This window comes from Thalassospira sp. NFXS8, from assembly GCF_040148805.1.
GTDB lineage: Bacteria > Pseudomonadota > Alphaproteobacteria > Rhodospirillales > Thalassospiraceae > Thalassospira.
Genome location: NZ_JAGEMF010000003.1, coordinates 234,836 through 258,497, shown reverse-complemented (window position 1 = coordinate 258,497; position 23,662 = coordinate 234,836). Strand labels below are relative to the sequence as shown.

Here is a 23,662-nt window from a genome sequence, read left to right as displayed (position 1 = left end):
ATTCGGTTATCGGCCTGCCCTGATTACGCTTTTACCAATCGCGAAAGGAACCGTTGGCTCCGTTCGTCCTGCGGATTGTCAAAAAAGGCATCAGGCGTGGCCGTTTCAACAATTTCACCGGCCTCCATATAAACAACCCGGTCAGCAACCCGGCGGGCAAAACCCATTTCGTGGGTAACAACCACCATCGTCATACCGCCCTCGGCCAGGGCCACCATGGTATCAAGTACTTCGCCAATCATTTCAGGATCAAGGGCCGATGTCGGCTCGTCAAACAGCATGATTTTCGGTTTCATGCACAAGGCACGGGCAATAGCAGCGCGCTGCTGCTGCCCGCCCGATAGCTGACCGGGGAATTTGGCCGCCTGCCCCAGAATTTGCACACGGTCAAGATAGTCCCGCGCGCGTTCCTCGGCTTCCTTGCGACTGGTTTTGCGCGACAGAATTTGCGGCAAGGCACAGTTTTCAAGCACGGTCAGATGCGGAAACAAGTTGAAATGCTGAAACACCATGCCTGCTTCACGGCGGATTTCATCCAGATCCCGCAAATTATCGCCCAGTTCAATACCACGAATGACAACATGGCCGGAATCATGGGATTCAAGTTTGTTCAAACAGCGGATCAATGTGGATTTTCCCGACCCTGAAGGGCCACAAATTACCACCCGTTCGCGTTCGGAAACGCAAAAATCAACATCGCGCAATGCATGAAAGGCCCCGTAATATTTGTTCAGGCCCTGAACATCGATGGCATAGGTCATGAATGATTCCTTGAATTTATGCCGGCTTCAAGATGGCGGGAATATGCGGCAATGCCATAACAAATGACAAAATAGATACCGGCCACAAACAGATAGGCTTCTGTCGATGGCCCCGGCCACGCCGGATCAGTTGCAGCACTGCGCGCCGCACTTAACATGTCGAACACGCCAACGATCAAAACCAGTGCCGTATTTTTAACCATCACGATGGCCGTATTGGTCAAAGGTGGAATAACCTTCTGGATCGCCTGTGGCAAAACGATATGCCAGACCATTCTCCAGTAAGGAATGCCAAGGGCCTGTGATGCCTCGATTTGGCCAGATGGCAAACCTTGCAAACCACCACGAATGACCTCGGCAAGGTAAGCCGCAGCAAAAACCGTTAAGGCCGCAAGGGTTCGCCCCAGTTTATCGATCGTCCAATCGGGCGGCAGAAACAGCGGCAGCAGAATAGCCGCCACAAACAATAGCCCCACCAGCGGCAGCCCTCGCACGATTTCAATAATGAAAATCGACACATTACGCATAACGGGCAAAGACCCGCGCCGCCCCAATGCCAAAACAATGGCAAAAGGAAATGCCAGCCCCAGCGACAATACCGCCAGCAAAAGCGTAACAGGCAGCCCTCCCCATTTGGATGTCGGCACATAGGCAAGGCCCAGAATGCCACCATTCATTAGCACCAGCATCACGGCAATGCCTGCTGCCCACAGCACCAGTAACCGCCCACCCCACATCTTTGGTGAAAGGGTTGCCAAGACCAGCATCACAATCACGATCACCACAATAATGGCCCGCCATTGTTCTTCTGGTGGATACAAGCCGAACAAAATGAAATTCAGCTTTGCCGAAATAAACGCCCAGCAGGCACCACCTGCCCGACATTCGCCAGGCGATGCAACCGTCCAGTGCGCATCAAGTACCGCCCAGTTAAACGCCGGAACAAGACCAATCACGATGCCTAGCGACAGCACCGTTAACAAAACCGATAGCCAGTCGCCAAATAACAGAGTGAACAGGCGATGAATGGCAGGCCGGTTAGCTGGTATATTTGGATGTGCCATGTCCTTAACGCTCCACCAACGCAATTTTGGCATTAAACCGGTTCATAATCAGCGAAACGGTCAGCGAAACCGTCAAAAATACACCCAGCATGACCATAATGCTTTCCAGTGCCTGCCCCGTCTGATTGATAACGGTATTTACAACCAGTCCCAGTTCCGGATAGCCCACTGCCACCGCCAACGTGGTGTTTTTCACCGTTGAAAGATATTGGGATGTCATTGGTGGAACGATGATGCGCAGAGCCTGCGGCAGAACAATGCGAAACATAATTTGTCGGTCGCGAAGGCCCAGTGCCCGGCCCCCTTCCCATTGCCCTTTGTCAACCGCCTCGATCCCGCCGCGAATGATTTCGCCGGTAAATGCCGTTGTGTACAGCGCCAGGCCGATGGTGATTGCCGCAAATTCCGGTGACAAATACATGCCACCTCGAAAATTCAGCCCATGCAACACGGGACTTTCAAGACCAAGCGGCACATCCGCCAACCACCAGATAACAATGCTACCCAAAAACCATATAGCCGCATATGCAGGTAACCGCCGCAGCAACCCGATATGGCGAAACCGGCGATGCCCAACCCGGATGACCGCTATCAGCAATAGGATCGAAGCCGCGATCACCCAGCCGCCGCCTGGCCCCATGACAAGGGTTGGCGCATAAACCCCGCGCAAGGATAAAAACACCCCCGACACCGGCTGAAACGCATCGCGCGGTGCAGGTAACGACGAAGTTACCAACCCGTAAAAGAACAATAACTGCACAATAAGCGGAATATTGCGAAATAGCGTGACATACCCGACGGCCAGACGTGACAGCAAAGGGTGCTTTGAGAGTTGCGCCAATGCCAGAAAAAGACCGCCAATCGTTGCCAGGACAACAGCAATAACCGAAAGCCAAAGCGTATTGGCCACGCCGACGACAAAAGCCCAAAGAAAGCTGTCCGACGGGGTGTAATGGACAATACTTTCGGAAATAGGAAACCGCGCCGGATGAAACAAAAAATCAAATCCGGTACGAATGCCACGCTCGGCCAGGTTGCTAACTGCATTTCCGGCCACCCAGTACAGGAGCCCCAGCAGACCACCCAAAAGGGCGATCTGCATGATCCAGCTCCGGAACCGGTCCGAATACCAAAGGGACTGCAACATGGCTTATTGAAACGCCAGAGGAAGCATCAAACCGCCGTCCTTAAACAGGGCATTGTAACCACGTTCAAGTTTCAGCGGACTATCCTTGCCCACATTACGATCAAATATTTCCCCGTAATTACCCAGCGCCTTGACGATCTGATAGGCAAAGTCATCCTTTAAGCCAAGGGCGGTACCATTTCCCGGGTCCTTGCCCAGAAACCGCACAATGCGCGGGTCCTTGCTGTCTAGCATGGCATCAACATTTTCCCGGGTAATGCCAAAACTTTCGGCGGCAATCAGGGCCTGAATGGACCAGCGTACAATATCCATCCACTGGTCATCCCCCTGTCTGACGGCCGGGGTCAGCGCATCAACGTAAGGGGTGGCAGGAAAAATGATATAATCATCGGGGTTTTTTGCCATACTTGCCCGGACCGATGCCAATGCCCCGGCATCGGTAATCAGCGCATCACAACGGCCAGAGAAAAATGCCTGCCGTGCGGCCGAAGTATTATCAAAAACAACCGGCTGCAAATCGAGCTTATGCTTTGTTGATACATCGTTGACGACAACTTCGGTCGTCGACCCCGTCTGAACACAAACCGATGCCCCCGCCATATCTTCAACCTGCGTGATCCCAAGGGATTTTGGCATCATGAAACCGGTATATTCATAATAATTTGGCTGGGTAAAATTGATGCCATTTGCATCACGCTGCAATGTCCAGGTCAGGGTGCGGGGCAAAATATCAATTTCCCCGGTTTGTAACGCAGGAATGCGCTGCTGCCCGGAAAGGGGCACAAAATCAACCGCATCCTTATCCCCCAGCACTGCAACTGCAACGGCCCGGCATGTTTCAATATCCAGCCCGCGCCAGTATCCATTATCGTCGGGGGCGCCAAAACCCGGTGTGCCCTGACTTGCGCCGCAAATCAGGCGTCCGCGTTCCTTTACTGTATCAAGCGTGGTGGCGGCCTGCGCCGTCATTGCAAACAACATCCCCGCCACGGGCAGACAAATTGCCGCAAGTTTCGTTTTATATCCCATTTTTACCTCCTGATATTTTATCATTCAAAGCCGCGTAATACGGCGCGTTTCCAACCTCAGGCCTGTGCCATCAGATCAAAAAACGTACGCAGATCCGCCCGCAAATCTTCCGGGTCTTCAAGCCCGATACTGAGACGCAATATGATGCGTTCGTTTCGCGGGTGCGGTGTGGTTCGATGACTGTTTACAGTCATCGGTGCAATCAAACTGCGCGTTCCTCCCCAGGACGCACCGATTGCAAAGATCCTGAGCCCGTTCAAAGCAGCATCCAGTCTGCTTTCCCATTCCACCGGCAAAACCACCGAAAACAGACCGCTGGCACCGGTAAAATCACGCACCCAAAGCGCATGCCCCGGGCTTTCGGGTAATATTGGCGATAGAACCTCGACGGGGTATTGGGCGACAAGCTCGTGGGCAATTTCACTGGCAACACGACCGGAATGCGCAACCCGTACTGCCATTGTTTCCAACCCGCGCAATACCAGTGAAATGGCGTCAGGGGCGGTATGAAAACCCAGCATTCGCATCACATCACGCAAGCCTTTGCGTAAATCCATACGATTTACCGTAACCGACCCCATCAGAATATCCGAATGCCCACCGGGATATTTGGTCAATGCCTGCATGGAAAAATCAACCCCATGCGCCAGGGGCTTGAACAACAACGGGGTTGCCCAGGTGTTATCAATACCAGTTAAAATACCCTTTTCGCGGGCACAGGCGACAATGGCAGGTACATCCTCGATCTCCATTGTCGTCGAACCAGGGCTTTCCATCCAGATCAGGCGGGTTTCCGCTGTTATGTGGGCATCAATCCCTGCACCGATACCAGGCGGATACGTCGACCATGTCATGCCCAGCGGGGCGAGGAAGTTCTGGCAAAAGCCGTTCACCGGCGGATAAGCTGTTTCAGCAATCAACACATGATCGCCCGGTTTGAGAACACTTAAAAAAACAGCCGCAATGGCCGCCTGGCCCGATGGAACAACAACTGTTTTAACCCCGCCTTCAAGTGCGGTTAACTGCGCCTCCAGAACACGCTGTGTCGGGGTGCCGTGCATGCCATATGAATAACTGTCAAGGTCACGCTGACCACGGGTGGCATAGGCTTCGGCATTGTCAAAAACAATGGTTGATGCCCGCTGCGTTGCCACACATAAAGACGAAAATTCATCTTCTGCAACGGCAGGGTGATGAACGCTAAGGGTAAAATCACGCATAAAACTCTCCGATTGGGTTTCAAAGAGAGTTGCACGACCACCCTAGTAAATATACTGATGGTTCATCATTACTCTATGTGGAAATGTTATATGAAATACCGCCAGATCGAGGCATTTCATGCCCTCATGATTTCGGGCTCGACCGTTCGTGCCGCCGAAATCATGGGCATTACCCAGCCTGCTGTTTCTCGCCTGATAAGCGACCTGGAACATGCTGTACGCTTTGCACTGTTTGATCGTATACGCGGACGCCTGGTTGCCACACCGGAAGCACGCCTGTTTTTTCGCGAAGTGGATGAAAGTTTTCGCGGGCTGGATCGTCTGCGCGCAGCAGCAGCCGGTATTCGGGACTATGGCGAAGGTACATTGCGGATCGGCTGTTTTGCTGCGGGCAGCGTTAGCCTTGTGCCTTCCGCCATTCGTACATTTCGCGCCAGGCATCCGGATATCCGGCTGACTTTTCATGTCAAATCATCTGCCGATATTCGTAATGGCATTGTCGATGGGCAATACGATATTGGCATCGCCGCCGACGAAATTGATAATTCAGGCGTCGATAGCCAGGTTTTTTGCAGTTACGCTGGCGTTATCGCCATGCCAAAAGATCACCGGCTGACGGCACAAAAAATCATAAAACCTGCTGACCTTAACAATGTACCGCTGTTGGGGCTGGTCGCCGAAGACCGCGCACGCCAAAGGCTGGATACCTTGCTTGAGGCTGAGGGTATAACACCTGATTATGCACTGGAAACGCCAAATTCGGCGACCATCTGTGCCCTTGCCGAAGATGGCAACGCTGTCGGCCTTGTCAATCCGATGGTTACAGGTCTTTACGCAAAACGAAATGTCATTTTCCGTCCGTTTGAACCCGATGTCATTTTCAGATCGCTGCTGCTTTATCCGGCCAATGTACAAAAATCACGGCTGATCCGCGAATTTAGCGGGATCCTGCTGTCACACAGATAACCGCTTAAATCTGGCTAAAGAATTCGTCTAGATTTCAGCCATATATGTTTTTATAAACTCGCCAAATGTTTTAACAATCGGCGGTGGTTTAAGGGCCGCATAGGCAAGGGTAATGCCAATATCAGGCAAGGCAGGAAGGCCATTTTGCAAAACAAACAGATCAGATGGGACAGCAGCACGCGTCACCACGCTGATCGCCTCGCCAGAGCGCGTAACGGCCAAAAGCCCGGCAAGGCTGTTACTTGCAAATGCAATACGATAGGCGCGCCCCACCCGGTCCATTGCCCCAATGGCTGCTTCGTAATCCAGTGTTCCAGGCGCAGACAGGGCCACTGGCAGTACTTCACGCGCCAGAATTGCCGGATCGGGACCATTCCCTACCCAGACAAAAGATTCCGGGCGAATAATCCGGGCTCGGTCGGCATCTTCTGGCACAGACAGCACCGCAAGGTCGATTTGCCGCCGTTGCAAAAGCTGGCGTAATTCTACTGTGCCCGCGCAAACAACCTCAATTTCAATACCACCATGAAGGGTGGCAAAACCACGCAGCAAGCCGGGAAAAAAGGCCGTCATATAATCTTCCGGACACCCGATGCTGATCGCGCCGTGAAGGGCTGTGCCCGATATGGCAGCAACTGCTTCGTCATGGGCACCCAAGATGCGTTCGGCATAGGAAAGCATACGAATACCCGCCGCCGTTAATTCTACCCCGCCCCCTGTGCGGCGTAAAACCGGCTGGCCGACGGCGTCTTCAAGGCGTTGCATTTGCATACTGACAGCCGATTGCGTGCGCCCAATCTTCCGGGCGGCTTCACTGACCGAACCCGCACGCGACACTGCCACAAAACTGCGCAGTAAAAATATTTCCAGATCCTGCATTTTCCATCAATTTTATTGATATCGCATTTTTATATTATGAATTTGGCTGAATGGCTTTGGCAAGGCAAAATGCTTTTCACCCGCCAATCAGCAGAAAGCCGTTTTGATGAGCAACACCAAACCCGACAATCCCAACCTTGATCCTACCTTGTGGTCGGCAATCTCCGATCATGTCATGCGCTATGGCCCGCAATTTGAAAAACGCATCATCAGCCGTGCTTCGGGCAGCTATGTTTATGATTTGGCGAATGAACCCATCCTGGATTTCACATCTGGGCAAATGAGCGCGGTTTTAGGCCATTCTCACCCCGAAATCGTCAAAACCGTTCAGGACAATATCGGCCAGCTGGACCATCTTTTTAGCGGCATGTTGTCGCGCCCGGTGATCGAGCTTTCGCAACGTCTTGGTTCCATCACCCCGGGCCTCGAAAAGGTTTTGCTGCTTTCGACCGGGGGTGAGTCGAACGAAGCCGCCATTCGCCTTGCCAAAATTGTTACCGGTAAACACGAAATTGTGGCGTTTTCCAAAAGCTGGCACGGCATGACAGGGGCCGCTGCAGCCGCAACCTATAGTGCAGCACGCAAGGGCTATGGCCCGGTTTCGGTGGGTTCTTTTGCCATTCCCGCCCCCCATGCCTATCGCCCCCGTTTCACCCATACCGATGGCTCGCTGGACTGGCAAACCGAACTTGACGATGCCTTTAACCTGATCGACAGCCAGTCAACCGGCAATCTGGCCGCTTTTATTGCCGAACCCATCCTGTCGTCGGGCGGGATCATTGATTTACCGTTGGGCTATCTGGCAGCACTTAAGAAAAAATGCGACGAACGCGGCATGTTGCTGATCCTGGACGAGGCCCAAACCGGCATGGGTCGCACCGGCCATATGTTTGCCTTTGAACGCGATGGTGTCACACCCGATATTCTGACCCTTTCCAAAACGCTGGGTGCCGGTTTGCCGCTTTCGGCGGTTCTGACCAGCACCGAAATCGAACAGAAAGCCCATGATCGCGGCTTTATTTTTCTAACCACCCATGTATCCGACCCCCTGCCCGCCGCCATTGGCATCACGGTCATGGATGTTATCGCCCGTGAAAACCTGATCGAGCGTGCCACATCAGCCGGGCAACATCTGCGCACCGGCCTTGAGGCATTGCAGCAACGTTTTGACTGCATTGGTGATGTTCGGGGCCGCGGATTATTGCTTGGACTTGAAATTGTTACCGACCGCCAAAGCCGCACGCCCGACCTTGCCATGGGCGACCGCATCGGCGAAGAAGCCCTTGCCCGCGGCCTGAGCATGAATATCGTCAAGGTTCCCGCAATGGGCGCTGTTTTTCGAATTGCACCGCCATTGACAATTTCAGACGATGAAATCGACCGTGGCCTCGACATCATGGCCGAGGCCATTCAAGCAGCGCAACGCTAGTTCCTAATCAAAACAGGCCACCTGAAACAACAACACCCGGACTCATAATCACTTTTACAAAGGGTGCCATAATCCGACTATAAAACAAGCTAACGTCCATATGAGGATACGCGCGCCTTCAACTACGCGTGTCCTCATATGGCATTAAAACCATTGTCTTGCGGGCAAAACCGTTCTGCATCGGTTTTTGTGGCATAATACAGTGCCAGGCGTTAGAGGCCATAATCGCCAATAATGCGCAGGATACGAAAACGGCAACCATTGATGAAGCCGTCAATGACGTTCATTGGATCCACCAGTCACGGCCAACGGCACCCAAATCCCCGGGGCAAGCTTGCGCCCGCTTCCTGATGACAGACTCTACGTTCTTCTGGTCGGGTTTAAAGGGCCAAGGTCAAAATTCCAAGGTCGTATTCCCTGCACACCGATCATTGATCGCACTCGATCCTTGTTTGCTAACACAACCTCAGTGCTGGTGAGCAAAGCGAATAAATACGCATCCACCAAACCTCCACATAACCTCTACTCAACTTTCATTGCTGCGTGAAAGGGTCCGGAAGAAAGCGATCTTCATGGAACCTTTTCATCTTACGCAGGATGCATCCGCTGATACCCGTCACGCTGACGTCGCGGAGACTGACGAGATAAAAGGCAGCAGGGTGGTCGCTTTTCCCTGGTAAATAAACTTCAGTTGGTAACAACAAGAATGAAACTTTCGAATAGCTTTGGCCGCCCACTGGTCATTGGGGGAATAATTATCGTGGCGCTCGTGGCAATTGCCTCGGCCCGTGGTGTTCTTGAGGAAAAGCCGCCAGCATCTGTGCTTACCGAGTTTGTCTCGTTGGGCACAATCGAGGAAACAGTTCTTGCCTATGGCGAACTCGAACCTGCCAGCATCGTAAGCATTGGTGCGCAGGTTTCAGGTCAGTTAAAGGCACTGCATGTTGAACTTGGTCAAAAAATCACGGCAGGCGACCTGATCGCCGAAATCGACCCGACGGCACAGGAATATGCCCTTCGCATCGCAGAAGCAGCTCTTGCCAATGTCAAGGCGCAGCGCAAAGCCCGCGGCTTTGAACTCAAACGGGCGGAACAAGCCTACAACAGACAGAAAAGTATGGCGCTTCAGCAGGCCGCATCTGTGGCCGAGCTTGAGACAGCAGAGGCTGCGTTCAAAGTACTCGCAGCTGATATAGATGCGTTGGAAGCGCAGATTGCCCAAGCCACAGTGGAAGTCGAGAACGCGAAAGCCAATCTCGGCTACACGAAGGTTGTCGCACCAATGGATGGCGTTGTGGTTGCGGTCGTAACCAAAGCTGGCCAAACACTGAACTCCAACCTGGCTGTGCCGACGATTGTTGTGCTAGCGCAGCTTGATGTAATGCAGGTAAAGGTCAAAATATCAGAGGCCGATATCACCCGCGTAAAACCGGACCAAACTGTGCGTTTCACGATTATGGGCGAAACCCATACTCCGATAGCTGGCAAATTGGAGCAGATCGCCCCCGCCCCGACATCAATCGCGGCGGAATCAACAACGACCTCGGCAACAGCCGGGCAGATAGCACAGGCTGTTTATTTCAACGGACTATTCACAACGCCAAATCCCGATGGCCAATTGCGCCCCATGATGACCACTCTTGTGACCATTGTTGTGGGAAAAGCGCAAAACGTCCCGCTTGTGCCTTGGTCAGCACTAACCGGGCGCGATCAGAACGGTCGCTATCACATGAGTGTGCGGTCGCCTTCAGGCGAAATTTCCGAACGTCTTGTCACAATAGGACTGACAGACCGGATCAAGGCGCAAGTGATTGAAGGCCTTAAGGTTGGCGAGGAAGTTGTCATTCCGGCAGATGGTCAGGCGTCAGACTCTAACGCTATGGGGATGATGTGAGCGCTTTACTGGAAATAGAGAACGTCACGCGGCTATTTAAAGCAGGCGAAGAGACGGTCTCCGCACTCAAGGGTATCGACCTTCGTATTGACAACGGTGAGCTCGTCGCGATCGTGGGTGCCAGCGGGTCGGGAAAATCGACGCTGATGAATATTCTTGGCTGCCTTGATCAGCCAACTACGGGTGATTACCGCGTCGGTGGCCATAGTGTTGCCGGTTTGAACGCGGACGAACTGGCTGCATTGCGAAGGGAGCATTTCGGCTTCATCTTCCAGCGCTATCATTTGCTTGGCACGCTCAACGCAACGGATAATGTGGCGATGCCAGCTGTTTATGCCGGTATTGATTCTGTCACCCGGTGCGAAAGGGCCAAAGGGCTTCTGGAGCGCCTTGGCCTTGGTGCGCGCATTGATCACCGTCCGGGTCAGCTTTCCGGCGGGCAGCAGCAACGGGTGTCGATTGCGCGTGCGCTTATGAATGGTGGGCATATCATTCTCGCCGACGAACCAACCGGGGCGCTTGATAGTAAAAGTGGTGAAACCGTTCTTGAGATCCTTAAAGAGCTTCATCGGGACGGCCATACTGTCATTATGGTCACGCACGATATGGAGGTCGCCGCCCATGCTGATCGTATCATTGAAATCCGTGATGGCCTTGTTCTGTCGGACAAGCGGTGCCGCGTAACTGCCATTGATGCGCCTTCACCTTCCTTTGTAAATTCAGAGCCTGTTGGCGTTCTGTCCGGTTTTCATCGACGGTTTTCAGAAGCTTTCCCAATGGCGTTGCGTTCATTGGCCGCGCATCGGGTCCGTACATTCCTTACCATGCTCGGGATCATAATTGGCATTGCTGCGGTCGTTTCAGTCGTCGGTCTGGGCGAAGGGACACGCCAGAGAGTCCTGGCCGAAATCAGCGAACTTGGTGCGAGCACCCTTTCCATTTTCCCCGGGCACGGCTGGGACGACGAGCGCGTCGATAGCATCAGGACGCTGGTGGTTTCCGACGCCGAGGCTTTGTCTGCGCAAAACTATATCGACAGCGTTACACCGCTGGTATCGACGAGTACGCGCATTCGGGTCGGCCGCTCCAGCATGTCAGCCAACATTGACGGTGTCGGCACGGATTATTTCCGGGTAAATGGCCTCAGAATCGTGCGTGGTAACGGGTTCTCAGCCGACAGTATTGCGGAACGCCGACAGGAGGCCGTGATAGAGGAACGCGCCGTATCGACGCTTTTTCCGGGGAATCAATCTCCGCTTGGCAAAATCGTTATGATTGATCGTGTGCCGGTGGTGATTATTGGCACGGTGACCTCACGTTCCGGCATGTCCGGTAAAACCCTGCAAATGTATATTCCCTATACTGCCGTGGCCGGCAGGCTGCTTGGCGCTGCAACAAGCCTTGCCGGGTTAACCGTTCGTATCTCGGACAATATAGACACGATTATTGCTGAACGCGCAATCGTCGGTCTTTTGACACGTCGTCACGGCACGCAGGACTTTTTTGTCTTCAACAGCGACCAGTTACGTCGGATCCTGGAAAAGACATCGCAGAAAATGACGCTACTGATTTCGTCTGTTGCGGTGATTTCTCTGATCGTCGGCGGCATTGGCGTAATGAACATTATGCTGGTTTCGGTCACCGAGCGTACCAGTGAAATTGGCCTGCGCATGGCGGTCGGTGCACGTCGTATCGACATCATGCTTCAGTTCCTGATTGAAGCCGTGACGATTTGCATTGCCGGGTCTTTCCTCGGCGTCGGGCTGGCCTTCGCCACAGCAATTGCCTTCGGCGGAGAGGACAGCCAATTCCCGATGATCATCTCTTTTGATGCCATCCTTTTTGCGTGTCTGGTTGCGCTTTTGATCGGCCTCGCTTTCGGTTTTCTGCCCGCCCGCAATGCTTCGCGCCTTGATCCGGTCGTTGCGCTTTCAAGAGAGTAACCATGGTTTTCGTCAGATTGATTTTTCCCTGCGTTTTTGTCGTGCTTGCCGGTTGCACGGGCCAGTCAACAACCTATCTGCGTCCGGATATGCCAGAAGGACCGACATGGCCTGCCTCGATTTCTAACGACATCGCCAAAGTAGATGCCGATCAATGGTGGGCTGCGTTCGGAGACCGCGACCTAAACACGCTGATCCGTGAAGTTGTTACGCGTAACAACGATATTTTCGCGGCAACCGTTCGTGTTCGCAGAGCGTTTTTACAAGCAGATCTTGCTGCAAATTCCTTATTCCCGAAATTGAGTGGCAATCTTAACAGTTCGAGATCGAGGCCGCTTGACGGAAATGCCGTATCGACCTCGTCTTCGTCAGCTTCAATCAGGCTTTCCTACGAAGTTGACTTATGGGGCAAACTGGCAGCGCAGCGCGATAATACAAACTTTGAAGCCGAGGCAACGCTTGAGGATTACGAAGCGGCCCGTCTTGCAATTATCGGCATGACAATCGAAACCTATTTCCGTATCGCGCACGCGAATGAGGCAGTTACGTCGGCTGAAAACAGTCTTGATTATGTAAGGCAAGTACAGAACCTCGTCCGCAAACAGCTGGATGTCGGGGACGTTTCCGAACTCGAACTTTTGGAAGTTGAACAGACTGTCGAAACACAGGCCGCACGCGTTTCCGAATTGCAGCAGGCACGCCTTGTTCTGAGAAATGTGCTTACGGTCCTTTTAAACGGCAGGCCAAGTCCGGTTCCCGAATTACAAAGCTTGCCGCGACAGAAGTTGCCAGCGATGACGCCTGGTTTGCCCGCAGACCTTCTTGCCCGCCGCCCGGACCTTCGTGCAGCAGAAGCGCGGTTAAAGGGGGCGTTAAAAAATGTGGATGCGACGCGAACCAGCTTCTATCCGGGCATTTCGCTTACTGGCGAGCTTGGTACCAGCAGCAATCAACTTTTATCTTTCATTTCCAATCCGGTCGGGACACTGGGTACCGGAACAGTTCTGTCATTCCTGAATCTAAAAGACATGGATCTGACAATCGCAGTTTCACAAGCACAATATGAAGAGGCTGTTGCGGCATTTCGAACGACTTTGCTAAATGCATTCGCCGACGTTGCCAATGCGCTTGGTGCGCGCACCAACTATGTAGAACAGTCACGCCGACTTACTAATGCTTATGTGGCAGCACGGGAAGTTGAGAAGCTCTCCGAAACACGTTATCGGGCGGGTGCCATCACTATGCGTATCTGGCTTGACGCGCAGGAACGCCGACGTTCCGCCGAAGTGGCACTTGCAGATGTGCAGCTTGCACAGTTCGTCAATGAATCCATTCTATATCGCGCGCTCGGTGGCAGCACCACTCTTATCGGAAACGAGGTCGCCACAGCGAAACAATAGGGTACTCCAGTCAGTATGGAGAAACCAGGGGCACAATTCTTAAATCCCGCACCTTGGAGTTCCCGGTATCGAAAATCTCCATAGAACCTCCACAAACATTTAACCCGCTCTCGACACAGGGAGGTTAACCGTTAACCGTTAACCGTTAACCGTTGACTGTTATCTGCAAATGCCGATCCGGATATGAAGGATGCTGTGCTCTGGGCGCGCGGACGCGGTCGGTTGTGAAAAGCTAAGTACAAATTGCCCGTGATGTTCAACGAGGTCTCAATCACCACATTGCTTGCGACTAAATGATGGTATTCTCAAGCGGTTGCCAACAATACAAAGTGTTGGATACCTCAGCCAAATGAGTTCTTTTGGATGAAATGTCAAAGATTGAAAACATGCTCGTGAACAATGCCTTGATCCTGATCATCGAAGACGAACCCGAGATTGCCGAAATCATCGGCACGTATCTGTCGCGCGAAGGTTTCCGGGTTGTCACCGCAGGTGATGGCACGATTGGGCTTGCGCATCACTTGCGTTTACGGCCCGACCTTGTGGTCCTGGACATCAAGCTGCCAGGACAGGATGGCTATGAGGTTTTAGCAATGATACGCCGCAGGGGTGATACGCCCGTCATCATGGTCACCGCGCTGGCGGAGGATCTCGACAAGTTGCAGGCCCTTCGGATCGGTGCAGACGATTACGTGGTTAAACCGTTCAACCCGCTTGAGGTTGTTGCGCGTGTGAAGGCGGTTTTACGACGAACCGTTGCCCGAGATAGCGAGCAAATGTTGCGCGTCGGATCCTTGACCATTGATCCGCAGGCATATCGGGTGGAGGTCGAAGCCGCCGCGGGACCGGTTACACTCGGCCTTACCAGAACCGAATTTCGTATTCTGGCTTATATGGCCTTAAGAATTGGCAGAGTGTTCGAGCGCTCGGAACTGGTCGACGCGTGCCTGCCAGAAGGGGAAGCACTGGATCGGACAGTGGACAGTCATGTCAGCAATCTGCGTCGGAAACTGGCAGCAGCTGGCGCAGATGGTTTGCTCGTCGGTGTTCGTGGTGTTGGTTATCGACTGGACAATACATATGGCCAGTAATCTGAATTCCCGCATCGTTCGCGCGATGATCGCGCTTACGATGCTTGCTTTCGTCGTCGTTTATTTCGGGTTAAGTGCCTATTTTTTCTTCATTTATGATTGGCTCTATCCGGAATTTACTGACGACGAGATCTTGCGTACCGGTGATGTCGTAACGTTGGGCCTCCTATTGGGGATCGGCATATTAACCGCCTCATTGTTGGGCTGGGTTCTTGCACGACGAATTGTGGATCCTTTGAAATCTGTTGGCGCGGCGGCGCGAAAAGTAGCAAATGGCGATTTTTCAGCACGCGCTTCATTGAGCCGCGGAAATTTTGGCGAGGCGAGCGACCTCGTCAATGACTTCAATCAGATGGCTGGGCGACTACAGCGCGCAGAGGCCGAGTTGAAATACTCGAACTCGGCAATTGCGCATGAATTGCGAACGCCTTTGACCATTCTGCGTGGGCGGCTTCAGGGGTTGCTAGATGGTGCCTTTGCCCCCAGCCCTGAACTATATGGTCGCTTGATTAACCATGTGGATGATCTGTCGGCCATTGTAGAGGAGCTGCGAACGCTAGCACTGAGTAATGCCGGTCAGCTGGATCTGCAATATTCATCTCTTGACCTTGCAATGGAGGCCAAGGTCGCCCTTGCCTCGCTTGAGGATCATTTCGCTGCCGCCGGGATTACGGTAACAAGACAATTATCCAGTGGCATTCTGAGTGCTGATCAATCGCGTTTGCGCCAGGCCTTCGTTGCGGTTCTTGAAAACTGTTGTCGTTATGCACCGCAAAGTAAAGTGCATGTTAAGACCGGTGCGGACGAACAGCATGTTTTCTTCCGCTGTACGGATACAGGGCCAGGCCTTCCCGAAGAAAGCCGCGCACGCGCCTTCGAACGGTTCTGGCGTGCGGATGACTCACGAGGGCGTAGCCTTGGTGGCTCCGGCTTGGGCTTGCCGATTGTAAAGGCGATTGCCCAGGCACATGGGGGCGAAGCAGTTATATTACCCGGTAAGGAACCCGGTCTTACCGTCGAAATCCGGCTGCCACGCCAAGTGTCACCTATCGTCTGATTGTAATAATGTCTGAAGATCCCGGTTACTCTGATGACTATGCCGGTGTTGCTGAACGGCATGTCTCAATTTGCGGCATTTTGTCGGTTTTCTTCCCTTATCGCAAAAGGTAAGCATGACAAAAGACTTCACAATCGACATGCTAATTTACGGCGCGGGCGCGGCCGGCCTCACGCTTGCAATCAGCCTTGCACGACGGGGAATTTCCGTCCATCTGATAGAGAAGATGTATGACGCCTTTCGCGGTTCGCGCAGCAAAGGCCTGCAATCGCGCGCACTGGAAATCTTCTAGGACCTGGGTATTGTTAAATCAAATGAGGCAAGTCGGCACACAGGTTAGTTCGATGACCTTCGCCCTTCAGGAACGCGGAGTTTTGCGCTCTCATGCACTGGCGAAGAGGTTTGCCCCCCACTTCCACAATACATATTCAGTTGTCGCTTTAAAGCAGGGCTCTGCTGAGATCACATCTCGCAGATGGACCGGTACAGCAGGCGCACGAGAGGTCTTCTTTTTCAATCCATATGAAGTTCATTCTGCACACTGCCCCATTCAGGATACTGAATATACAACACTCTATCTTACGGAGAACTTTGTAGCTCAATGCCTCGACCTAGAGCTTCGTGACAGGGTAATTGACTTTGAAAATTTAATGCCAGGTCAAGGGTATGAAACACAGGAACTTTGTGACGCTCTTTTTACACCACAGACTGACGGAAAGTTTCTTGAGCTTGCGCTTCGAAGATTATTAACGACCTGCAAGTTTTCAATCAGAGCTGCCAGCAAAGATTCTGGAACGTTAGTGCAGCGGGCTTGTTCGCTGATCCAGCAGCACGCCACACAGGCGATAAAAACCGAAGAGCTGGCACACAAATTGGGGGTGCACAAGAGTCATCTGGTGAGGTCATTTAGCAAGATCGTTGGAATACCGCCTCAAACATATTTGCGGCAGGTTCGCATAGCAAAAGCCAAAGAATTAATCTGCGAAGGGTTAGCACTCAGTGAGATCGCTGCTTTTATGGACTTCAGTGATCAGGCTCATTTCACGCGGGAATTCAAAAAGGTCTTCGGAGTACCACCTGGCAGCTTATCTCGCGATATCTGTACACCTCAACGAAAGGATTACCGCTTTAAAGGCTAGGACCCAAAAGGGAACTGGCGAGAGGTATTGGACGTGCATGTGGCGACAGGACAAGTAAAATTCACCCCGCTATAGATGCGCTCGGTCATCCATCGCGTCTTGCTATCAGTGGTGAACACTCCATGACAGCATATCAGTTTGTCATCAGATGCTCGTGCAATGGAACCCAGACCCCAGGTGAAGAACCAAGGGTCATTTCTGTCACCTGGGGATAGGGTGCGATACACCCGACTGTTGCCAAGGCAACATGCAAATCTTGTTCAATACAGCAAAGAAGAGATCACCTAAATTTCGGCATGAATTTTTAAGGAGCCGAAATGCAAGACAACAATCGCGACTATCTGTCGAACTTTCCCGATGCCAACGGCTACTTTGGCCAGTTTGGCGGCAATCATTATCCACAGGCGGCATGGCCCGCATTAAAGGAACTTGAAGCAACGTACCGGGCGGTAAGGGAAACGCCGGAATTCCTGCACGACCTTGAAGAAGCGAGAATTGGCTTCCAAGGTCGCCCCACACCCCTCCACTTCCTCAGGAATACGACATCCGAGATTGGCGGCGCGCAGATCTACGTCAAACGTGAAGACCTGAACCATACTGGTGCACACAAGATCAATCATTGTGTGGGCTTCGCGTTGCTGGCCCGGAAAATGGGGAAGCGCAAACTGATCGCGGAAACGGGGGCCGGCCAACATGGCGTCGCGCTTGCGGCTGCGTCCGCATATTTCGGCCTCGAGTGTGAAATTCACATGGGTAAGATTGATACTGAAAAGCAGAGTGTAAACGTTGAACGCATGCGTTTGCATGGCGCCAAGGTGGTTGTGGCAACAACGGGGCAATCCGCGTTGAAAGAGGCCAGCGACTCAGCATTTACTGCATATGTCGAACAGCGAGAGCACGCGCTTTACGCAATCGGATCGGCAATTGGACCTCACCCCTTCCCAATGATCGTGAGAGATTTCCAGGCTGTAGTTGGCCGGGAGGCCCGTCATCAATTCCTGGCTCTTCATGACGGAACTCTCCCGGATCACGTCGTGGCCTGTGTTGCTGGCGGCTCAAACGCGATGGGCATTTATTCGGGATTTATTGATGATCCCGAGGTCAACCTTCACGCGGTTGAACCGCTGGGAGATTCAGACAGAGCAGGTCGGCATGCGGCGACCCTTTCGTTTGGAACGCCAGGAACACTGCATGGGGCTCGGTCCGTTGTCTTGCAGCAAGACGACGGAGCAACAATGCAAGTGCGGTCGGTGGCATCGGGCCTCGTGTATCCCGGAGTTGGACCGGAGATCGCAGCACTCCAGGATTCCGGACGGTTGAACGTGGCTGTCGTATCTGACGACGAGGTGGTGCGCACTTTTTTCCGAATGTCCCGATCCGAAGGGATCATTCCAGCGCTTGAAAGCTGCCATGCGTTGGCATTCGCCCTAAAACTGGCGGCGCGGTTACCAACCTCTCGGAAAATTTTGCTAAACCTCTCCGGACGAGGCGACAAGGACATTGACTATGTCATTAATAATTTTGGAACAGGGTTTGAATAGATTAGCAAATTCAGAAAACGGAACTCACTTTAACACGACATCTCATGGAAAATATCGTGTGCTTTGCATCTCCGAAACAGTCTTCCGAGACTACGATTGCACGCGCCACTATGCGAATGGGGAACCATCACAAAGCTAAGGTTGTGATGATCGTGCAAAAGCGAAACCAGGCCGATAAGGTGGTTTAATCGACATTGGCGACAGTATCTGAATCTCTCGCAAGTATCATAGTCCGATCCAGATAACTAGGTTCGGTACGCTACCCAGCCCTTGAACGTAAGGGCGGCATAGAAGAGTTCGACCTGCGAAAATCCGGCCTCGTGCAAGATGGAAACATCCTGTTCGGGCGACAGAACCGGCAGCCGCTCCTTCATGGCTTCCACATTTATGCCCTTTCCGGCATCACCCATCCCGGATGTGGCGACGTAGTTGGAAAAACGGGAGAGCCATTTCTCCTTTCCGGCATCGTCGTTTACAAAACTATGGTGAACGACCACCAAAGGTGCGCCAGGGCGGAGCCGCCGGCAGATCTCTCTCAGAGTGCGGCAACGCTCTTCCCGGGAAAGAAAGTGTAGCGTCAGAAGGCACGTTGCACCGTCATAAGGCCCTTCCGGCGCGTCTGTGATGTAACCTTCGTAAAGCGTGATGCAGTCAGCGAATTCGCGTGTCACGGTGCGTGCCTGATTGAGCATCTGCGCAGAGGGATCAACCCCGTCGAACCTCCAGTCCGGTTTCTGTCTGGCCATGGCCCTGAGTTCCAATCCTCCCCCCGCCCCTAAGACCAGAATCCGGCCATCGGACGGAGCTTTCTCGGCAAGAAGCAAGCTCACCATCCGGTGGAGATCATGAAGAGCGGGGACATTGCGCTCGACCATCTCCGCGTAAGAGGAGATTATATCGGGATCAGAGAAAGTGGACATTGTAGCTTCCTGTCATGCGTCTGATTCATGTAACATTTAAAGATACATAATGCTATAACATCAGAAAATCAATATCGCGTCCCACTTCCGACCAGATATCGTGGAAAGCCGGAGGAACGGCAGCAACCAAATGCACTTGCAATATCCCTGCGTTTCCGTGCGCCCATTTCTGGCAAAGGTGATGGGTCCCGGAGAAGCCGGTTATGTGCGGCCCAGGAAGGGTTCCGGAGGATTACCCCATTAACGTTCAACGTCCGAACTTACGATAGAAACTGGCCCCTTTCCCAAACTATCAGGGCAGATCACGGCAGGGAGGTTCTGCGTGCGTAATCCGGAAGATCGCGGGCGATGATCCGACGCCGGCACTCGCAACCTTCAAACATCAGGTTTCAAGTTCGGCGATATCCTGAAAACGGTCCGCTATGCGAGCATGAGGACGACCATTATCAGATGCACCGATGGCAACCACAATTTCATCGGGCCTGGGCGCGTCGGCAATTTGGAAATTGGCCGTTAAAAAATGCGACCGTTTGCCGGTTTCGCTTTTATGCATCATCGGTAAAGCCATAAGGGCACCCGGCGCATTCCGTGTATTGGTAAATTCGAGGTAATTGGTCCCGCCGATCGCATCGCGAAACGGGTTTCCAAACCGCAATGTGTGGATCATCGCCGAGGCATGTTCAATTTCACCATCAATACCGGTTGCCGAAGACTTGCCACAGGCTTCAATTTTGTCGGCTGGCATTTGCTTAAGCAACCGTTGCGTCATCTCATGACTTAAATCCATTGCAATATCGAGAATTTCCGGTCGCAAATTTTCAACAAATCCCCGCCCGGCCCAGGGGTTGGTAATGATTGCTGCAACAACAACAGTATGCGTTGGGCGGGAAACTTCACGTCCGCCTTCAACCAGCGTTTCTTCCAAAAAGGTGCAAATTTTTCGAATACCCAGCGCCATAACATTACAAACCCGATTTATGATGAACCTGTGGGCATCGTAGAAAATGCTCGAAAGTTTTCTTCCTTTGAATCAAGGAAATCGACTGTAATTTTTCCTTAGAAAAAATGTAGACCACAAAGTCCTCTGCGCACATGATTGGCAAACCAGTTTGGATTAACGGGATAAATTTTGGATCAGACTTCACGGATATTATCGCTTCGCGATGTTGCCAGTCAGATCAATAGCGGCGGCGACCTTGAAACCATTTTGCAACAACTGATTGCAGGAGCCTGTCGCCATGCAAACTGGGCGCTGGGGTCTATCATGGCAATCGATGCTGCACATGGATACGCCTATGTCCTGGCACGCCACGACCCGACATTATTGCAACGCCCCTTACCCAACAAATGGGAACTGGCAATGAGCCCGTCGCTGATTGCTCTGCAACGCAACGAACCGGTTTATATTCGGGATGCCCGGGCATCAGAGGAATTTCCCGGCTACCAAAAAGAAGCCTTCGAGCGTGACTATCGAACTGTTCTGGTCATGCCGATGAATTGCGAAGATTTTGAAGGCCGTCCCATGGTGCTTAGCGTGATTGCCCGCCAGGTTACCGATGTAAACGAACTGGATCTTGCCTTTTTAGGGATGATTACGCATCTCGGCACCATCGCGGTGGAACGCGAACGCAGACTGAATGATGCCCGTCATGCCGCGAACAGCCTGCAAAAGGTGTTGGGCGCGCACAGTACACTATTGCGCCACGTCCTAAGTGACGGATCGGTTTATTCGCTGTCAAAAATGCTGACGGACATGCTGCCGACACCGCTGGTCATGATCGACTTTACAACTAATCAGGTCATTGCCGGTAAATCACCTGCCCTTGAATATTATGATAACGACCAATGGCAAAAATCTGCCTCAAGCGGTTTGGCGCAGCAATTAATTAAATTTGCCCGTGAAAATGCCGAACAAGGGGGCAATGAAGAGGCAAGCCTGTTGCTTCGGGATGAAAATCAGCATCTTACCCTGCCCGTTCGGATCGAGGCACTAACCGTTGACATGCAACCCGTTGGGGCCTTGCTCATATTTAGGGGGCCGTATCAATTTAACGACCTTGAAAAACTTTTGCTTGAAAGCGGTTGTTTTGCCCTGAGCGTTCAGATGATGCGCAGCTTTATTCGTTTTCGTTCAGAAACACGAACAAGGGCCGAACTGTTTTTTGATGTGGTTGAGACCCGCTGGCGAAATGCGGACGATATCTATCAACGAGCGCAACGCCTGGGACTGGATTTTAAAAACCCCCAACAATTAATCATTATAAACTTTCCCAACACCACCGCACACCATGATGGTGATATTGTTGATGTAGAACGTGCCGTTTCGCGTATCACTCACCAGCTTGCGATCACGGCCGGGCTGATCGCGATTGATGGGGGTTTCATATGTATGATCCCGGCCGGGGCTGGTTTATCGTCCGAAAAAATCGATAAACTGGTGCGCCGTATCGCCGATGATCTTGGGCATCACTTTGATGAACAACCACTGGTGCTGGCGAGTGATCCGTGCCAATCACTGGAGGATTACCCGTCGATCTGGGAACGTAGCAACAGAATGATCAGGATTGCCCGGTCGTTCGGGTCCACAGGTGCGCTTTCAAGTCAGGGATTTGGACCATTGCCAATGCTGGTTGCCGCGTCCGATGCCCGGGATGTCAAAAATTTTGTTCATGAAAGCATTGGTGCCATCGCCCGGCATGATCAAGAAAACGGTACGCCGTATCTGGAAACACTTTCGATGTTTTTGCGCGAAGGATGCCGCAACCAGGCCTGTGCCGATACAATGGGGCTTCATGTTACAACCCTTCGTTATCGGCTGACGCGCATGCAGGAACTGTTTGGCATTGATCTTGAAACTGCCAACAGCAGATTTGCCATAGAATTGGCAATAAGGCTTTATGACGTTATCCGAAATCCTGAAACTGGCAAAAGCTCTTTATAAGCCAGCGGCTTCGTCCTGCTTCATTTGCAATCCATCCAAACAAATACCTGAACTATCATTAACGCCAGCCTGTTTGCGGCCGCCCCCCCCGCAACTAAAGGCGGTGCGCGCATACACGTCGGCACATTTTAAGGAGCCATAACTCCTCCGCGCCTCCTTCTTTTACATCGAAACAAATAAAAAATAGTCCCTATCATCCTGTGAACACATGGAAGAATGACCAGAGATCAAAAGCTAGCCTCATCTCACGCATCAAGAGAGGAGGTCCTGGAATATGGCCAACGCAACAGCCCTTGCCGATACAGCAATCGACAGCAAAATGCTGCGAAACGCTTTTGGAACATTTGTCACCGGGATCACGGTTGTCACAACGCTTGATGCCGATGGCACACCACGCGGGATGACAGCAAATTCATTCACATCGGTTTCGCTTGACCCACCCCTGTTGCTGGTCTGTATTTCAAAGTCAGCTTCCAGCCATCCTGTTTTCACCAATGCAAACAGTTTCGCCGTCAACATCCTGCATGACGAACAGGCAGCCATTTCCAACATTTTTGCATCCCGGGCAGAAAACAAATTCGAGGCCGCCCCGCATACCAGCTTTCACACCGGCGCCCCGGTTCTAAGCGACTGTCTCACCTGGTTTGATTGTTCCACCTATAGCCAGGCAGATGCAGGGGATCACACCATTCTGATTGGCGAGGTTAAGGCATTTGGCACAAGCCCGGCCGCGCCATTGGGGTTTTGTCGCGGCAACTATGTCAGCGTGAAAGACCCGTTACCTGCGGGTTGGCCTGAATCCAATGGCATGATTATAGGTTACCTGATCGAAGCCAAAGACAAACTTCTGATGCGCAGCAACGGCAAGGGTGAATGGGGTTTACCAACGGCAAAACGCCTGCGAGCCGACCGGCAACTTGAACTTGCCGGTAACAAGGCCCTTAGCCTCATTCCCGAAAATACGTTTTTATATTCGGTATTTGATGTCGCCGATGATGACCCGGGGCACCTTGTTTATCGAGCGAGACTGGCTGGCGAATGGAGCGAAAGCACGCTTCCATCCGACATGAAACTGTTTGCCGTTAACGACCTTCCCTTTGACCAGATTGCAACCCACGAATTGCGTTCGACCCTGCGGCGCTATGTCCGCGAACGTCAGAACAATCAGTTTGGGATCTATATGGATTCCGGCGACGGCGGCCGCGTTGCCATGATCGACGGCAACCTTCAGGCCTGAATAC

At 52.5% G+C, this 23,662-nt stretch carries 20 protein-coding genes; 12 read left to right on the top strand and 8 right to left on the bottom strand.

Going from position 1 to position 23,662, the window contains the following annotated elements; translation table 11 throughout:
* Window positions 1–23 precede the first annotated feature (23 nt).
* Genes J4E05_RS17550 through J4E05_RS17530 form a run of 5 tightly spaced genes read right to left on the bottom strand, consistent with a single transcriptional unit; the run spans window position 24 to window position 5,221 of the window.
* Window positions 24–761 carry an amino acid ABC transporter ATP-binding protein gene (locus J4E05_RS17550; protein ID WP_085591004.1) on the bottom strand — a complete coding sequence of 246 codons (738 nt, stop codon included), beginning with the start codon at window positions 759–761 and terminating at the stop codon, window positions 24–26.
* On the bottom strand, window positions 758–1,825 hold the full coding sequence (locus J4E05_RS17545) for an amino acid ABC transporter permease (protein ID WP_349598205.1): 1,068 nt from the start codon (window positions 1,823–1,825) through the stop codon (window positions 758–760). The genes J4E05_RS17550 and J4E05_RS17545 overlap by 4 nt, the downstream gene beginning before the upstream one ends.
* Before the next feature lie 4 nt (window positions 1,826–1,829).
* Entirely contained in the window at window positions 1,830–2,927 is a 1,098-nt protein-coding gene (locus tag J4E05_RS17540) for an amino acid ABC transporter permease (protein WP_349598203.1), read from the bottom strand.
* A 48-nt stretch (window positions 2,928–2,975) separates the two neighbouring features.
* Window positions 2,976–4,001: an amino acid ABC transporter substrate-binding protein gene (locus J4E05_RS17535; RefSeq protein ID WP_349598200.1), complete on the bottom strand. Its 1,026-nt coding sequence runs from the start codon at window positions 3,999–4,001 to the stop codon at window positions 2,976–2,978.
* 56 nt (window positions 4,002–4,057) lie between these two features.
* Window positions 4,058–5,221 carry a trans-sulfuration enzyme family protein gene (locus J4E05_RS17530; protein WP_349598197.1) on the bottom strand — a complete coding sequence of 388 codons (1,164 nt, stop codon included), beginning with the start codon at window positions 5,219–5,221 and terminating at the stop codon, window positions 4,058–4,060.
* A gap of 90 nt (window positions 5,222–5,311) precedes the next feature.
* Here J4E05_RS17530 and J4E05_RS17525 point away from each other — a divergent pair, with 90 nt between their 5' ends.
* Complete coding sequence (locus J4E05_RS17525; RefSeq protein WP_349598194.1) at window positions 5,312–6,187, top strand: LysR substrate-binding domain-containing protein; 876 nt, start codon at window positions 5,312–5,314, stop codon at window positions 6,185–6,187.
* Window positions 6,188–6,214: 27 nt separating this feature from the next.
* On the opposite strand, the gene J4E05_RS17520 is transcribed toward J4E05_RS17525, so the two are convergent.
* On the bottom strand, window positions 6,215–7,066 hold the full coding sequence (locus J4E05_RS17520; RefSeq protein WP_349598191.1) for a LysR family transcriptional regulator: 852 nt from the start codon (window positions 7,064–7,066) through the stop codon (window positions 6,215–6,217).
* A 106-nt stretch (window positions 7,067–7,172) separates the two neighbouring features.
* Here J4E05_RS17520 and J4E05_RS17515 point away from each other — a divergent pair, with 106 nt between their 5' ends.
* The 9 genes from J4E05_RS17515 to trpB all read left to right on the top strand — a co-directional run bounded on the left by J4E05_RS17515 (window position 7,173) and on the right by trpB (window position 18,560).
* Entirely contained in the window at window positions 7,173–8,495 is a 1,323-nt protein-coding gene (locus J4E05_RS17515) for an aspartate aminotransferase family protein (protein ID WP_349598188.1), read from the top strand.
* A gap of 706 nt (window positions 8,496–9,201) precedes the next feature.
* Window positions 9,202–10,389 carry an efflux RND transporter periplasmic adaptor subunit gene (locus J4E05_RS17510; protein WP_349598185.1) on the top strand — a complete coding sequence of 396 codons (1,188 nt, stop codon included), beginning with the start codon at window positions 9,202–9,204 and terminating at the stop codon, window positions 10,387–10,389.
* Entirely contained in the window at window positions 10,386–12,332 is a 1,947-nt protein-coding gene (locus J4E05_RS17505) for a MacB family efflux pump subunit (RefSeq protein ID WP_349598182.1), read from the top strand. The genes J4E05_RS17510 and J4E05_RS17505 overlap by 4 nt, the downstream gene beginning before the upstream one ends.
* 2 nt (window positions 12,333–12,334) lie before the next feature.
* The gene (locus J4E05_RS17500; protein WP_349598175.1) at window positions 12,335–13,732 is read left to right on the top strand and encodes an efflux transporter outer membrane subunit; all 1,398 of its coding nucleotides are present in this window, start codon (window positions 12,335–12,337) and stop codon (window positions 13,730–13,732) included.
* A gap of 368 nt (window positions 13,733–14,100) precedes the next feature.
* Window positions 14,101–14,823 (top strand): response regulator, encoded by a 723-nt coding sequence (locus J4E05_RS17495; RefSeq protein WP_349598172.1) that lies wholly within the window; start codon window positions 14,101–14,103, stop codon window positions 14,821–14,823.
* Window positions 14,813–15,880, top strand: coding sequence for an ATP-binding protein (locus tag J4E05_RS17490; protein WP_349598169.1), 1,068 nt, complete (start codon window positions 14,813–14,815; stop codon window positions 15,878–15,880). Before J4E05_RS17495 ends, J4E05_RS17490 begins: the two co-directional genes overlap by 11 nt.
* A 115-nt stretch (window positions 15,881–15,995) precedes the next feature.
* Complete coding sequence (locus tag J4E05_RS17485) at window positions 15,996–16,172, top strand: FAD-dependent monooxygenase (RefSeq protein WP_349598166.1); 177 nt, start codon at window positions 15,996–15,998, stop codon at window positions 16,170–16,172.
* A gap of 52 nt (window positions 16,173–16,224) precedes the next feature.
* Window positions 16,225–17,019, top strand: coding sequence for a helix-turn-helix transcriptional regulator (locus J4E05_RS17480; RefSeq protein ID WP_349598163.1), 795 nt, complete (start codon window positions 16,225–16,227; stop codon window positions 17,017–17,019).
* A 317-nt stretch (window positions 17,020–17,336) separates the two neighbouring features.
* Window positions 17,337–18,560, top strand: coding sequence for a tryptophan synthase subunit beta (gene trpB / locus J4E05_RS17475; protein ID WP_349598160.1), 1,224 nt, complete (start codon window positions 17,337–17,339; stop codon window positions 18,558–18,560).
* 245 nt (window positions 18,561–18,805) lie between these two features.
* On the opposite strand, the gene J4E05_RS17470 is transcribed toward trpB, so the two are convergent.
* The gene (locus tag J4E05_RS17470) at window positions 18,806–19,480 is read right to left on the bottom strand and encodes a class I SAM-dependent methyltransferase (protein WP_349598157.1); all 675 of its coding nucleotides are present in this window, start codon (window positions 19,478–19,480) and stop codon (window positions 18,806–18,808) included.
* Between the two features lie 382 nt (window positions 19,481–19,862).
* The gene (locus J4E05_RS17465) at window positions 19,863–20,438 is read right to left on the bottom strand and encodes an amino acid synthesis family protein (protein ID WP_349598154.1); all 576 of its coding nucleotides are present in this window, start codon (window positions 20,436–20,438) and stop codon (window positions 19,863–19,865) included.
* Between the two features lie 171 nt (window positions 20,439–20,609).
* Here J4E05_RS17465 and J4E05_RS17460 point away from each other — a divergent pair, with 171 nt between their 5' ends.
* Window positions 20,610–22,421: a helix-turn-helix domain-containing protein gene (locus J4E05_RS17460; protein WP_349598151.1), complete on the top strand. Its 1,812-nt coding sequence runs from the start codon at window positions 20,610–20,612 to the stop codon at window positions 22,419–22,421.
* A gap of 274 nt (window positions 22,422–22,695) precedes the next feature.
* The gene (locus J4E05_RS17455) at window positions 22,696–23,658 is read left to right on the top strand and encodes a flavin reductase (RefSeq protein ID WP_349598148.1); all 963 of its coding nucleotides are present in this window, start codon (window positions 22,696–22,698) and stop codon (window positions 23,656–23,658) included.
* The last annotated feature ends 4 nt before the right edge of the window (window positions 23,659–23,662 follow it).